This window comes from Niveispirillum fermenti, assembly GCF_052474395.1.
Genome location: NZ_CP156679.1, coordinates 847612 through 862766, shown reverse-complemented (window position 1 = coordinate 862766; position 15155 = coordinate 847612). Strand labels below are relative to the sequence as shown.

Genomic DNA, 15155 nt, shown 5'->3' with positions numbered 1-15155 from the left:
ATCAGCCATTGACGTACCCTGTCCCCTGTGGGCTCCCCCCCCGGGGTACAGGTCTTGGTATGGAACGGGAAAGGACAAGGGCATGGCGGGTGTGGTGATGCGGCGGCGTTCATTGCTGATGGCGGCCGGTGTCGCCCTGCTGGCCTTGCCCGCGCGGGCGGATACGGGGGCCACGGTCGCCGGCGGCGTGCCAGATGCCCCGCGTCCGCCCCGGCGTCCCCGACGCATCGTGCAACTGGGCCGGACCCGTATCGATAATTATGCCTGGCTGCGCGATCCGAACTGGGCGCAGGTATCGCGTGACACATCGCTGATGGACCCGGAGATCAGGGCCCATCTGGATGCGGAAAACCGCTATGCCGATGCCCTGCTGGCCCCGACACGGGCCGTGCAGTCGGCCTATGTCCAGGCCATGCAGGCCCTGACCGGGGCCGACATGGCCGCCCCGCCGACACCCGACGGCCCGTGGGAATATTACAGCTATGTCCGACCGGGCGAGGACCACAAGGTCTATGCCCGCCGCCCCCGCGGCGGCGGGGCGGAACAGGTGCTGCTGGATGCGCAGGAACGCGCCCGTGGCCACGCCTATTTCCGCATCACCGAGGCCGAACACAGCCCCGACCACACGCTGTTCATGTGGGCCGAGGATGTGGAAGGCGGCGACCGCCACCGTATCTGCGTGCGTGATCTGGAGACGGGGGCGGTCAATACCACGCCCAATGCCGACGCCTATGGGTATCGCGCCGTCGCGTTTTCCCCTGACAGTCGCTATGTCTTCTGGATATGGCGGGATCCGCTGTCGCGGCCCGTCAAGGTCTATCGCCGGCCGGCACGGGGTGGGGCCGACGAACTGGTCTATACCGAACCCGATCCGGCGCTGTTCATGTCCCTGTCGCGCACGGCATCGAACAGCCATGTCATCATCCATATCCTGGGTCCGGATGTGGATGAGGTGCGGCTGATCCCGGCTGCCGATCCGCTGGCCGAGCCGATGCTGGTGGAGCCGCGCCGTCCCGGCCTGCATTACCGGGTGGAGGAATGGGGAGGGGAACTGGTCATCCTGACCGATGCCGACGGGGCGCTGGATGGCAAGCTGATGCGCGCACCGCTGGACCGGCCGGGCCGGGCCCATTGGCGTGACTGGGTCGCCCATCGTCCGGGCAGCCATATTTTGCAGATGCTGCCCTTCAAGGGACATTTCGTCCGCTTGCAGCGGGTCGACGGCAATCTGGAACTGGTCGTCACCGACAGGGCCGGCACCAGCGGCAAGGTGGCCTTCGATGAGGCCGCCTATACCCTGACACTGGCGCCGGTGCAGGAACATGACGGCGCCGTTCTGCGCCTGATCTATGAAAGCCCGCGCACACCCCGGCAATGGCTGGACCATGACATGGCGGCGGGCACCCGCCGCACGGTACAGGCCCAGGCCGCCGGCCAGGGCTTCGAGGCCGGCCGGTACGAGGTGCGGCGCCTGATGGCCCCCGCTCCGGACGGCGAACAGGTGCCGGTCACGCTGCTGATGCGCAAGGGCACGGTACTGGACGGCACGGCACCGCTGCTGCTCTACGCCTATGGCTCCTATGGCGTCCCGTCGGAGGCGGAATTTTCCGTCCCCGCCCTGGCGCTGGTGGATCGGGGCTGGGTCCATGCCATCGCCCATGTGCGCGGCGGATCGGAGAAGGGCCGCCGCTGGTTCCTGGAGGGGCGTCGTTTCAAGAAGAAGAACAGTTTCACCGACTTCATCGCCTGCGCGGAACATCTGATCGGTCAGGGCTATACCACCCGCCGGCGCGTGGTGGCCTATGGGCTGTCGGCGGGGGGGCTGCTGATGGGCGGCGTGCTGAACCTGCGGCCCGACCTGTGGGCCGGTTCCATCGCCCAGGTGCCGTTCGTGGACATGCTGAACACCATGAGCGATGCCGACCATCCCCTGGTCCCTGCCTTCCGGCCCGATTGGGGCGACCCGCTGGCCGATCCGCAGGCCTATGACTACATCGCCTCCATCTCGCCATACGAGAATGTCAAGGATGCCGTCTATCCGCCCGTGCTGGCCACGGCCGGTATCCGTGATGATCGCGTCAGCTATTGGGAGGCGGCGAAATGGGTGGCGACCTTGCGCGACCATAACAAGGGCCCGGCCCCCATCCTGTTCCATGTCGACATGGCCGCCGGCCATCAGGCCGGGGCGGGGCTCAGCGACCAATTCAAGCAGATGGCCCTGTTCTGGGCGTTCGCCGAACAGTGCCTGGAATGGAGCAAGGGGTTGAAATGAAGCTGTCGGATGCAATGGCCATTGGCCGCCTGGACGCTCATGCCCAGGCCGAATTGATCCGGTCGGGCCAGATCTCCGCTCCCGAACTGACGGAGGCCGCGATCCAGCGTATCGAGGCACTGGACCCGCAGCTTCGTGCGCTGAGCTGGCCCGCCTTCGATCTTGGCCGCGCCTGCGCTTCCATGCCGCTGCCCGACCACCCGCTGGCCGGCGTGCCCTATCTTTTGAAGGATTCGCTGGATTATCCCGGCCTGCCCAGCCGTGGCGGCTCTGCATCCAGGCCGCTCACGCCCGTCGCATCGGGCCATGCCTATGTCCGGCGGCTGGACGAGGCGGGTCTGGTCCCCGTGGGCAAGAGCGCCATGCCCGAATTCGGCCTGCTGGGCGTGACGGAGCCCGTGATCGGCCCCGTGACGCGCAATCCCTGGTCCTTCCGGCATACGCCGGGGGGCTCCAGCGGGGGGGCGGGGGCGGCCGTGGCGGCAGGACTGGTGCCGCTGGCCCATGGCAGCGACGGGGCGGGGTCGATCCGCATCCCGTCATCCTGCTGCGGGCTGGTGGGGCTGAAGCCCGGTCGCGGCACCACGGTGCGTGTCCGGGCGCGCCATGTGGTGGAGGATCTGCTGGTCGGCGACAGCCTGATGGCGCGCAGTGTGCGTGACGTGGCGGCCGGTTTCGCACTGGCCCATCCGGATCGTCCGCCGCCCGTGACCGAGCCGCTGCGCCGCCGTCTGCGCATCGGCATGGTCCTGCCGACCCTGTCCGGCGTCATGCCGGAACCGGCGGTGATCAAGGCCGTTACGGACACGGTCATGCTGTGCGGCGAACTGGGCCACCAGATTGTGTCCATCGGCTGGCCTGTCGACGGGCCGGATGCCGACCGCGCGGAACGCATCCTGTGGTGCCATATCGCGGCCGACTGCGTGGATGGGGTGCGGGCACGCGGCGGCGATCCGGAGCGCGTGCTGGAACCCTGGACCAACGCGCTGGGCCGCATGGCCGAGGCCATGGGCACCGACGATCTGGAATTCGCGTTCCGCCAGGTGGCCGAACTGCCCTGTCGCCTGTCGGCTTTCTATGCCGACAAATACGATGTGATCCTGACGCCGACCCTGACGGCGCCGCCGCCGCCCCTGGGTTTCATGGCCCCCGATGTGGAGCCGGAACGGCTGATGCGCCGCATGTTCCGCTGGCTGGGCTATACGCCGCTGCAGAACCTGTCGGGCACGCCCGCCATTTCCCTGCCCCTGTCCTGGACGGAACATGGGCTGCCTGTCGGTGTCATGTTCGCGGCCGACCGCGGGCAGGAGGAACTGCTGCTGTCGCTGGCCCTGGAACTGGAACAGGCGCGCCCCTGGGCCGACCGCTGGCCGCCCCTGTCGGTGATGCATCCGATGACGCATCCCGCTCTGTGATCACACCGTCAGGAAGCGCCGCACCTCGCTTTCCACCAGATCGGCCTTTTCGCCGCCCATCACGACCTCTCCCCGGTCCATGACGGCGAAAAGGTCGGCCAGGTCGCGGGCGAACTCGAAATATTGTTCCACCAGCAGGATGGCCATGTCGCCCCGGTCGCGCAGCCAGCCGATGGCCCGGCCGATATCCTTGATGATGGAGGGCTGGATGCCCTCAGTCGGTTCGTCCAGCAGCAGCAGGCGTGGCCGTGTCACCAGCGCGCGGCCGATGGCCAGTTGCTGCTGCTGCCCGCCCGACAGGTCGCCGCCCCGACGGGCCAGCATGGATTTCAGCACGGGGAACAGCTCGAATATCTCGTCCGGGATGGTTCGCTGGCGGCGGGGCAGGGGGGCGAAGCCCGTTTCCAGGTTCTCCTTCACGCTCAGCAGGGGAAATATCTCCCGCCCCTGCGGCACATAGGCGATGCCGCGGCGGGCCCGCTCATCCGGCGACAGTTTCGTGATGTCCGCCCCTTCCCAGAAGATGGAACCGCCGCTGACGGGGCGATGGCCGATGATGGCGCGCAGGGTGGAGGATTTCCCCACGCCGTTGCGGCCCATCAGGCAGGTGACGCGGCCCGGTTCCGCCCGCAGGCTGACGCCCCGCAGGGCCTGGGCGGCACCGTAATGCAGGTTGATGGCTTCGACATTCAGCATGGATCACCGCCCCAGATAGACTTCGATGACGCGCGGATCGGCGCTTACATGGTCCAAGGACCCGTCGGACAGGACGGAACCTTCGTGCAGCACCGTCACCTTCACATCCAGGTCACGCACGAAGGTCATGTCATGTTCGACCACGACGACGGATCGGGTCTGCGCGATGTCGCGCAGCAGGCGGGCCGTCTCCGCCGTTTCCGCATCCGTCATGCCGGCCACGGGTTCGTCGACCAGCAACAGCTTGGGCTCCTGCGCCAGCAGCATGCCGATTTCCAGCCATTGCTTCTGTCCGTGCGACAATGATCCCGCCTGCACGTGCCGGCGGCCCGACAGGCGGATCACGTCCAGTATCTCCAGGATGCGCTGGTCATCCGCACCGTCACGGTGGAACAGGGTGGCGAACGGGCCCCGCCGTCCGGCCAGGGCCAGGTCGATATTGTCCCAGACCGTATGGCTTTCGAAGACCGTCGGCTTCTGGAACTTGCGCCCGATGCCCAGATTGGCGATGCCGGCCTCGTCCAGCCGGGTCAGGTCGGTGTCGCCATCGAACAGCACAGCACCGGCATCGGGCCGCGTCTTGCCCGTGATCACATCCATCATGGTGGTCTTGCCGGCACCGTTGGGGCCGATGATGGCGCGCATCTCTCCCGGCATGATGATCAGCGACAGGTTGTTCAATGCCCGGAACCCGTCGAAGCTGACGCAGACGCCGTCGAGATAGAGCTGGGTGTGCTGCGGATCGGTTCTGGACATGGGGATCAACCTTCCGACAGGGCGGGATTGGTGGTTGTTGCAGCTTCCTGCCTTTCGGCCCGGCGGTGCTGATACGCCATCCACAGGCCGACGATGCCGCGCGGCAGGAACAGGGTGACGGCGATGAACAGGCCGCCCAGCGCGAACAGCCACACTTCCGGCAGCGCTCCGGTCAGGACCGTCTTGCCGAAATTCACCAGCACCGCGCCGATGACGGGGCCGACCAGCGTGCCGCGCCCGCCGACCGCGACCCAGATCACCGCCTCGATGGAGTTGGCGGGGCTGAACTCACCGGGATTGATGATGCCGACCTGTGGCACATAGAGCGCGCCGGCGACCCCCGCCATGCAGGCCGATATCATGAAGACGAACAGCTTGTACCGTTCCACGCGATAGCCCAGGAAGCGCGTGCGGCTTTCGGCGTCGCGGATGGCGACCAGCACGCGGCCCAGCTTGGATCGCACGATCCAGCGGCACAGGACGAACCCCAGCGCCAGCGCCACGGCGGTCGCGGCGAACAGCGCGCTGCGCGTGCCGTCGGCCTGGATGGAAGCGCCCAGAATGTCCTTGAAATCGGTCAGGCCGTTATTGCCCCCGAACCCCATGTCGTTGCGGAAGAAGGCAAGCAGCAGGGCAAAGGTCATGGCCTGCGTGATGATGGAGAGATAGACCCCCGTCACCCGGCTGCGGAAGGCCAGCCAGCCCAGCAGGCCCGCCAGCAGGCCCGGCACCAGCAGTACCATCAGGGCCGCGAACCAGAACTGGTCGAAGCCCAGCCAGTACCAGGGCAGTTCCTGCCAGTTCAGGAAGACCATGAAGTCCGGCAATTCGGCATGGCCATACATGCCGCGCGGCCCGATCTGGCGCATCAGGTACATGCCCATGGCATATCCACCCAGGGCGAAGAAGGCGCCATGGCCAAGCGACAGGATGCCGCAATATCCCCAGACCAGGTCCACGGACAGAGCCAGCAGCGCATAGCACAGGTACTTGCCCATCAGCGCCACGACATGCGGCGGCACATGGAACGGGCTGTCCGGCGGCACGGCCAGGTTCAGGACCGGAACCAGCAGGGCCAGCCCCAGGGCAACCGCCCCGAAGATCAGGCCCGCCCGGTCCAGTCGCGGCAGGATCAATCCGCCCTTCATCATGGCAGCCCCCTCAATGCTCGATGGCGCGGCCCTTCAGGGCGAAAAGGCCCCGCGGACGCGCCTGGATGAACAGGATGATGCCGACCAGCACCAGGATCTTGCCCAGCACCGCGCCGGCCAGCGGCTCCAGCAGCTTGTTGACGATGCCCAGTGACAAGGCACCGACCAGCGTGCCCCACAGGTTGCCGACCCCGCCGAAGATCACGATCATGAAACTGTCGATGATGTAGCCCTGGCCCAGATTGGGGCTGACATTGTCGATCTGCGACAGGGCCACGCCCGCCAGCCCGGCGATGCCGGATCCCAGGCCGAAGGTCAGCGCGTCCACCCGCGCGGTGCGGATGCCCATGGCCCTGGCCATGGAGCGGTTCTGGGTCACGGCCCGCATTTGAAGGCCCAGCGGCGTGCGTTTCAACAGCACCATCAGGGCCGCGAAGACGATCAGCCCGAACAGGAATATCCACAGCCGGCCATGGGTGATGGTCACCTCGCCCACCTGAAAGGCGCCGGACATCCAGGACGGGTTGCCCACCTCCATGTTGGTGGGCCCGAACAGGGAGCGCACGGCCTGTTGCAGCACCAGCGACAGGCCCCAGGTGGCCAGAAGCGTTTCCAGCGGCCGACCGTACAGCCAGCGGATGATGCCACGTTCGATCAGGATGCCGACACCGCCCGCCACCAGGAACGCCAGCGGCAAGGCGATCAGCAGGGACCAGTCGAACAGTTCCGGCATGCTGGTCCGGATCAGGTTCTGGACGACGTAGGTGGTGTAGGCGCCCAGCATCACCATCTCGCCATGGGCCATGTTGATCACGCCCATCACCCCGAAGGTGACGGCAAGCCCGATGGCGGCCAGCAGCAGGACGGAACCCAGCGACAGGCCATAGATGATGTTCTGGGCCGCCGCCGCCCAGGCCAGATGGTTCTCGATCCGTCGTGCCGCCGCCGCTGCCGCCTCCGCCACGACCGCGTCCGCGTCGGTGGCCAGTGGGGTCAGCAACGCCAGGGCCGGGCGCCCCCCGCGTTCGGCGATCAGGGGTATGGCGGCCAGCTTCGTCTGCGCGTCGCTGTCACCGGCGGCCAGGATGGCCGCGCGGGCTTGGCGCATGGCCATGCGCACACGGTCATCCTGTTCGGCCGCCAGGGCGGCCTCCAGCACGGGCAGCGCCTCCGTCTCCTTGTTGGTGAAGATGCTTTCGGCGGCTTTCAGACGGGTGGCTGCTTCCGGACTGCGCAGGGTCAGTGCGCCCAATGCCGCCTGCACGGCCCGCCGGATGCGGTTGTTGACGCGGATGCGCTCGACGGCGCCTTGCGGTTGCACGCCCGCCACCGCCCCTGTGAGGGGGTCGGTCAGGGTTACGCCATCATCCACCTCCCGCCCGACAAACACCTTGTCATCCGAAAGACGGCGGTAGAGCGAGCCTTCCGCCAGTGCCTTCAGTGCCGGAACGATGGCAGGGTCGCCCGTTTGCGTGAGTGTGGTCAGCGCCTCTTCCCTGGCCGCATAATCATCGGCGGCCAGCGCGTCGATCAGGGGGGCTGGCACATCGGCCGACGCCATCGGCGCCAGCAGCAGGGACAGCAGCATCAGCAGCATTCGCATGGGGCAAGCCTTCCTGGGGCCGGGGCGGGCGCGCTGGTCGCAAGCCCCCCTTCCGGCGGTCTTTGCCACCATAAGGGGGGACGAGGGGAGGAAGCGGGGCCTGTGACCCCGTGGGGTGAGCAGGCGGTCGGGCTCTTACTTGGCCCCGCCGCACTTGCCCGTGGCGCTGTTGAAATTCCCGCAGGACAGCGGTGCCCGCCAGTCGGCGATCAGGTCCTTGCTGTCGGGCAGGTAGTCGGACCATTCATCCCCGGCGACCAGGCCCCGGGTCCGCCATACCGTTTCAAACTGGCCGTCGGCTTGCACCTCGCCGATCAGCACCGGCTTTGTGATGTGATGGTTGGGCAGCATGGCGGAATAGCCGCCCGACAGGTTGGGCACCGATACGCCGATCATGGCATCGATCACCTTGTCGGGATCGGTCGTCCCTGCCTTCTCCACGGCCTGAACCCACATGTTGAAGCCGATGAAATGTGCTTCCATCGGGTCGTTGGTCACCCGCTTGGCATTCCTGGTGAAGGCCCGCCACTTCTTGATGAACTCGGCATTGGCCGGTGTCTCGACGCTCTGGAAATAGTTCCAGGCCGCCAGATGGCCGACCAGCGGCTTGGTGTCGATACCGGCCAGTTCCTCCTCGCCCACGGAAAAGGCGATGACGGGAATGTCGGTTGCCTTCACGCCCTGGTTGGCCAGTTCCTTGTAAAAAGGCACATTGGCATCGCCATTGATGGTGGACACGACGGCCGTCTTCCGGCCGGCGCTGCCGAAGGCCTTGATGTCGCGGACGATGGATTGCCAGTCGGCATGGCCGAAGGGGGTGTAATCGATCATGATATCGGCCGCCTGCACGCCCTTGGCCTTCAGATAGGCTTCCAGGATCTTGTTGGTCGTGCGTGGATAGACATAGTCGGTGCCGGCCAGGACCCAGCGCTCGATCCCCTCTTCGATCAGGTAATCCACGGCGGGGATGGCCTGCTGGTTGGGTGCGGCACCTGTATAGAACACATTGCGGGAGCTTTCCTCCCCCTCATACTGCACGGGATAGAACAGCAGGCCGTTCAGTTCCTCGAAAACCGGCAGGACGGACTTGCGTGACACCGACGTCCAGCAGCCGAATACTGCCGATACCTTGTGGACAGCCAGCAACTCACGCGCCTTCTCGGCGAACAGCGGCCAGTTGCTGGCCGGATCGACCACCACCGGTTCCAGCTTGCGGCCCAGCACGCCGCCCTTCTTGTTCTGTTCCTCGATCAGCATCAGCATGACGTCCTTCAGGGTCGTCTCGCTGATGGCCATGGTGCCCGACAGCGAATGCAGGACACCGACCTTGATGGGCGGCTTGTCGGCGGCCAGCGCCACGCCGGAGGTGCCGAGCAGCAGGGCGGCACCGGTGATGGCCAGGGTGGCGGAGCGCAGAAAATGACGACGCGACATGGGGTTATCTCCCGTCAGCAGAAATGGGTTGGAAGAATGTCGCCGATGGGGGCCGTTTCCGCTGCCGCGGGGGAGCGGCCCCCGGAACGGCGTCAGAACTGCAATTGCAGGCCCAGCGTGAAGCGGTCCAGCTTGGGGCCGGGCCCCGCATCGATGGTGGAATATTCGGCACTGATCCGGGCGGCATGACCCTTGATCACGTAATGCACGCCGACATCATACTGCTCGATGTCGAAGGGCACGCCATCGGGGTCGAATGTCTGGTAGCGGGCGAAGGGCTGGAACTGTCCGATCCCCACCTTGCCCGGCAGCAGATAGGCGGCCCCGATCAGCCAGGCCTCGCCCCCGACGATGCCGCCGACATTGTCGGTGCCCGATGCACCGCCGAACCCGGGTGCCACATCGGCAACCCCGTCGGTGTCATAGCTGTACCAGGCGCCTTCCAGCGTGACGGTGCCGGCCGTGCCCAGATTCTTTTCGAACAGGGCATCGATGCTGACGACGCTGTAATCACCGGGGTTGGCCGCGGTTCCCACGCCGTCAGCCTGATAGGCACCGGCAATGGCCAGGGTCAGGACATCGGCGGCGCCATAATAGGTGCTGCTCGTGTAATAGGCGGGGTTGTCTTCCACATCCAGGAAATTGTAGGCAAGCCGCCCGGTATAGAGCAGCTTGTCACCCTCGTTGCTGGCCCCGGCGATGCGGTTATGGCCCTTGAAGGCGCCCACGGCATAGGTCAGCCGTTTGTCGGCGAGCTTGCCCCAGACGGTGGCGCCGTCGTCACGGCCGGCGAACTTGGCCGGATATTGCGAGACCACGCCCGGATAGGACCAGGCATTGATGAAATAGGGACCATCCAGATTGGACCGGTCGCTGGGCGGCAGCATGCGGCCGACCCAGATATTGAACGTGTCGGAAAATTCGAACCGGGCATAGCCGTCCAGCAGTTTCAGGTTCCCGTCGCCGTCGCGCTCGGTGTTGAAGGTGGCCTTGATCGTGTCGGTCAGCGATCCGGAAACGAACAGGCGCACGCTGTCCAGGTTGAAATCGTTGGACCGGTCGGTGCCGCTGGGCGCTGCATCCTCCGCGCTGGTATAGCTGCCGCGCATGCCCAGCCCGATGCTGATCGACTGTCCGTCGCCGAAGGTCTGCGTGAAGCCGGCCATGGCCGGGCTGGCCGTCAGGCCGGCTGCCAGCAGGGCAAGGCCCGACACCGCGGCCCGCGGCCAGGCCGGCCGGCGCGCAAATTTGCGTCCCATCATGAAGCATCCCCTGTTATCGGATTTTGCCGGCCGGGCCTGTCGTGCCCATGGCCGTGTTTGTGGAAGGAAGGTTAATGTCTCGCAGATGCGAAAACGAATACGTCAGACGACGTATGTCTGCGCATCCTGGACCCGGCTAGGGTGCTGGGCATGGGGTGGAACAGGTCTGGTGACCGGTTGCGCTCGCCAGGGGCCGTTGCGAGGGGGGAGATGGTATGGGGAAGGATGTGCTGATGGTCCGTGCATGCTGAAGTCACTGCCCATCGTCCGTGTGCGGCGCCAGTACAACCGCTGGGTTTCCGACCAGACGGTGGAGGATTATACCCTGCGCTTCACGGCCGACCGGGCGCGGCGCTGGTCGCCCTTCCGTGTCGGCAACACGGCCATGGGGGCCGTCTCCTTCCTGGCCTGCGAGGCCATCGGCGCATCCATCACCCTGGCCTATGGTTTCACCAATGCCATGGCGGCCATCGTGCTGGTGTCGATGCTGGTGATGGCCACGGGCCTGCCCATCGCCTATTACGCCGCCAAGTTCGGCGTGGACATGGACCTGCTGACCCGCGGCGGCGGCTTCGGCTATATCGGGTCCACCATCACCTCGCTGATCTATGCGGGCTTCACCTTCATCCTGCTGGCGCTGGAAGCGGCCATCATGTCGGAGGCGCTGACGCTGTGCCTTGGCATCCCGCTCTGGCTGTCACACATGATCAGCGCCTTGATCGTGCTGCCCATCGCCATCCATGGCATCCGCAAGATAAGCTGGATGCAGGTCTGGACGCAGCCGGTCTGGCTTGTGCTGCAATTATCGCCGCTGGCCTTCGTGCTGCTGGCCGGTCCCGGCGAACTGGCCGGCTGGACCAGTCTGGCCGGGCTGCACGCGCCGGAAGGCGGCTTTTCCCTGCTGGCCTTCGGTCTGGCCACATCCGTCCTGTTATCGCTGCTGCCGCAGATCGGCGAGCAGGTGGATTATCTGCGCTTCCTGCCCGACCGGCGACGGGCGAACCGTGCGGGCTGGTGGGCGGCCCTGCTGCTGGCCGGTCCGGGCTGGATCATCATCGGTGCCGCAAAGCTGGTGGCCGGTTCCCTGCTGGGTTATGCGGCACTGCAACTGGGCATGAGCATGCTGGAGGCCGCGACGCCGACGGCCATGTACCGGATGGTGTTCGACCGGCTGGTCGCCTCGCCTGCGCTGTCGCTGGCGCTGACGGTGCTGTTCATCGTGGTCTGCCAGGCCAAGATCAATGTGACCAATGCCTATGCCGGTTCCATCGCCTGGTCCAACTTCTTTTCCCGCCTGACCCATTCCCATCCCGGCCGCGTCGTCTGGCTGGTCTTCAACGTGATGCTGGCGCTGGTGCTGATGGAGATGGGCATCTTCGGCGTCATCGAAAGCATTCTCGGCATCTATGCCAACCTGGCCGTCGCCTGGGTCGGGGCGCTGACCGCCGACCTGCTGGTCAACAAGAAGCTGGGCTGGAGCCCGCCGCGCATCGAATTCCGCCGTGCCCATCTCTACGATATCAATCCGGTGGGGGTGGGGGCGCTGGTCATTTCGCTGATCGCGTCCACCTGTGCGGTCTTCGGGCTGCTGGGGGAGGTGGCGCGGGCCTTCGCCCCGCTGATCGGGCTGGTATCCGCCTTTGCCGCGGCACCGCTGATCGCCTGGGCCACGCAAGGGCGGTACTATATCGCCCGCCCGCCGGATGTGCTGCCGGCGGAAGGCGGGCTGATCCGCTGCTCGATCTGCGAGAACATGTTCGAGCCGCCGGACATGTCCCATTGCCCGGCCTATGGCGCGCCCATCTGTTCCTTGTGCTGTTCACTGGAAACCCGTTGCCATGATCGCTGCAAGACGCGGGCGACCCTGGCTGAACAGGCGCATGACCTGATCGGTGCCCATCTGCCGGCGTCGCTGCGGCAATGGCTGGGCAGCCGCATCGGCCGGTTCGCCTGCGTCATGCTGCTGCTGACAGCGGGGATGGCCATGCTGCTGGCCCTGATCGGCACGCAGTACGGGGCCATGCCCGGCGTGTCGCAGCAGACAGTGCGCACCACCCTGCAGATCGTGTTCGCCGCCGCTCTGATCATCATGGGGCTTGCCGCCTGGGCCATCGTGCTGGCGCAGGAAAGCCGCCGTCTGGCGGAAGAGGAAAGCGAGCGCCGCATGGCCCTGCTTCTGGATGAGATCGAGGCGCACGAACAGACCGACGCCGCGCTGCAGAAGGCCAAGGAGGCGGCAGAAGCCGCCAACATCGCCAAGACCCGCTTCATCGCGGGCCTTTCCCACGAGGTGCGCACGCCGTTGAACTCGATCAACGGCTATGCCCAGTTGCTGGAGCGCGGCGGCCTGCGCCAGCCGGAGGATGCCGTGCGCGTGATCCGGCGCAGCGCCGAGCATATCACGCGGCTGGTCGATGGCCTGATGGACATTTCGAAGATCGAGACGGGAACCGTCCAGATCAGCCGCGACGTGGTCGACCTGCCGGCCTTCCTGGCGCAACTGGCCGACATGTTCGGTCCACATGCGGCCGCCAAGGATGTGGCATTCGATTATCACCCCGATCCGGGCCTGCCGCGCTTCGTGCTGACGGATGAGAAGCGGCTGGGCCAGATCCTGATGAACCTGCTGTCCAATGCCGTCAAATATACGGAGAAGGGACGGGTGCGCTTCGCCGTCCGCCGCCGTGGAGAGACGACGGAGTTCGAGGTGACGGATACCGGCATCGGCGTCGCGGTGGAGGATCAGGAACGCATCTTCCTGCCCTTCGATCGCGGCAACCTGCCCAGCCGCATGGATGTCATTCCCGGCACCGGGCTGGGACTGACCATCACACGGCTGTTGACCCATATCCTGGGCGGGGAACTGACCATGGACAGCCAGCCCGGCCGGGGCAGCACGTTCCGCGTGCGCATGCTGCTGTCGGAAGTGCGGGCCCCCTTGCAGGCAAGACAGGCCCGCCGCATCACGGGCTATGTCGGCGCGCGCCGCACCATCCTGCTGTGCGACGACGACCCGCAGCATCTGGCCATGATGCGGCAATTGCTGGAACCGCTGGGCTTCGACCTGATCTTCGCCGGCAACGGCGCGGAGTGCCTGGATCTTGTCCCCCGCCGCCGGCCGGACCTGCTGATCCTGGACATTTCGATGCCGGGTGGCCTGAACGGCTGGCAGGTGGCGCGGGCGCTGCGCGATGGCGGGATGGAGGAACTGTTGATCCTGCTTCTGTCGGCGGAGGCGCATGATCTGGCTGAACGGGGACGCGGGGCCGACCAGCCGCACGACGATTTCCTGGTGAAGCCTGTCGATATCGCACAGTTGCTGGAAAGGCTGGAGGTGCTGCTGGACCTGGAATGGCAGCGGGAGGCACCGCCCGCCGTGGAGGAGGGGGAACAGGCACCGCCCCTGACGGCGGCGGAAATCACCGGCCTTCTGGGGCTGGCCCGGATCGGGCATGTCCGCGGAATAGAAGTGCTTCTGCGCGAATTGCGCGCGGCCTATCCGGGTCGGGACGGCTGGTTCGACCGGCTGACCCTGCTGGCCCAGGGGTTCGAGTTCGATCGGCTGGCGGAGGTGCTGGGCACCGCGGTGCCGGCCGGGATGGAGGATGGTGATGCGCGATGAGCAGCCGCGGGCCGGCGACATGGTCCTTGTCGTCGATGATAACCGTGACGAATTGAACATGCTGGTCGATGCGCTGGAACGCGCGGGCTTCACCGCGCTGGCGGCGACGAGGGGGGAGGCGGCCCTGACCCTGCTGGAACGGGTCATGCCGAACCTGATCGTCATGGATGCCGTGATGCCGGGGATGGACGGGTTCGAAACCTGCCAGCAGATCAAGCGCGACGCCCGGACGGCGCATCTGCCGGTCATCTTCATGACCGGCCTGACCGAAACGGCCCATGTGCTGCGCGGGCTGGAGGCGGGGGGCACCGATTACGTGACGAAGCCCGTCAGTCTGGTGGAACTGCTGGCCCGCATCCGCGTCCATATCGCCACCGCCCGGGCCGCGCACGGCGCCCGCCTGGCGCTGGATGCCAGCGGCCGGCATCTTTTCGCCATCACGCCGCAAGGGCATATCCTCTGGTCCACGCCGCAGGCCGCCAGCCTGCTGGCCGCAGCGTTCGGAGACGGGGCGGAGCCGCCGGAAGCCGTTCGCGCCCTGTTGCGCCGCGCCGTGGAAGGCGGGCCGGATACCCAGACGGCGGAGCCGCTGGCCCCGTCCGCCGGCCTGGGGCCGGCGCGTCATCTGCTGCGGACCGGACCGGGGGAACACCTGTTCCAACTGGTCACGGCCGGCCCGTCGGGCGAGGATATCCTGCGCACGCAACTGGACCTCACCTTGCGCGAGGTGGAGGTGCTGCGCTGGCTGATCCATGGCAAGACCAACCGGGAGATCAGCGAGATTCTGGGCATCAGCCCGCGCACGGTGAACAAGCACCTGGAACGCATCTTCGCCAAGATGGGGGTGGAGAACCGTGCCTCGGCCACGTCGCTGGCCATGCGCATGATGGCGGGCAAGGGATAGGGTCCGCTTCTTCCGTCCCAATACGTCATCCTGCGTATAT

At 66.4% G+C, this 15155-nt stretch carries 10 protein-coding genes; 4 read left to right on the top strand and 6 right to left on the bottom strand.

Annotated features, from left to right (window positions below; genetic code table 11):
- Positions 1–82 precede the first annotated feature (82 nt).
- Positions 83–2272 (top strand): S9 family peptidase, encoded by a 2190-nt coding sequence (locus ABC728_RS08055; protein WP_416617929.1) that lies wholly within the window; start codon positions 83–85, stop codon positions 2270–2272.
- Positions 2269–3687: an amidase family protein gene (locus ABC728_RS08050; RefSeq protein WP_416617928.1), complete on the top strand. Its 1419-nt coding sequence runs from the start codon at positions 2269–2271 to the stop codon at positions 3685–3687. Before ABC728_RS08055 ends, ABC728_RS08050 begins: the two co-directional genes overlap by 4 nt.
- Here ABC728_RS08050 and urtE read toward each other — a convergent pair whose 3' ends face one another.
- The 6 genes from urtE to ABC728_RS08020 form a co-directional block, all read right to left on the bottom strand.
- Positions 3688–4383 carry an urea ABC transporter ATP-binding subunit UrtE gene (gene urtE, locus ABC728_RS08045; protein ID WP_416617927.1) on the bottom strand — a complete coding sequence of 232 codons (696 nt, stop codon included), beginning with the start codon at positions 4381–4383 and terminating at the stop codon, positions 3688–3690.
- Between the two features lie 3 nt (positions 4384–4386).
- Complete coding sequence (gene urtD, locus ABC728_RS08040) at positions 4387–5139, bottom strand: urea ABC transporter ATP-binding protein UrtD (RefSeq protein ID WP_416617926.1); 753 nt, start codon at positions 5137–5139, stop codon at positions 4387–4389.
- Between the two features lie 5 nt (positions 5140–5144).
- Positions 5145–6287: an urea ABC transporter permease subunit UrtC gene (urtC, locus tag ABC728_RS08035; RefSeq protein ID WP_416617952.1), complete on the bottom strand. Its 1143-nt coding sequence runs from the start codon at positions 6285–6287 to the stop codon at positions 5145–5147.
- Positions 6288–6300: 13 nt separating this feature from the next.
- Positions 6301–7887, bottom strand: a complete 1587-nt coding sequence (urtB, locus tag ABC728_RS08030; protein WP_445376400.1) for an urea ABC transporter permease subunit UrtB — start codon at positions 7885–7887, stop codon at positions 6301–6303.
- Between the two features lie 141 nt (positions 7888–8028).
- Complete coding sequence (gene urtA / locus ABC728_RS08025; RefSeq protein WP_416617924.1) at positions 8029–9327, bottom strand: urea ABC transporter substrate-binding protein; 1299 nt, start codon at positions 9325–9327, stop codon at positions 8029–8031.
- Positions 9328–9419: 92 nt separating this feature from the next.
- The gene (locus ABC728_RS08020; protein ID WP_416617923.1) at positions 9420–10589 is read right to left on the bottom strand and encodes a porin; all 1170 of its coding nucleotides are present in this window, start codon (positions 10587–10589) and stop codon (positions 9420–9422) included.
- Between the two features lie 244 nt (positions 10590–10833).
- Between ABC728_RS08020 and ABC728_RS08015 the strand changes: the two genes are divergently transcribed.
- Complete coding sequence (locus ABC728_RS08015; RefSeq protein WP_416617922.1) at positions 10834–14211, top strand: hybrid sensor histidine kinase/response regulator; 3378 nt, start codon at positions 10834–10836, stop codon at positions 14209–14211.
- Entirely contained in the window at positions 14201–15115 is a 915-nt protein-coding gene (locus ABC728_RS08010; protein ID WP_416617921.1) for a response regulator, read from the top strand. Before ABC728_RS08015 ends, ABC728_RS08010 begins: the two co-directional genes overlap by 11 nt.
- Positions 15116–15155 lie beyond the last annotated feature (40 nt).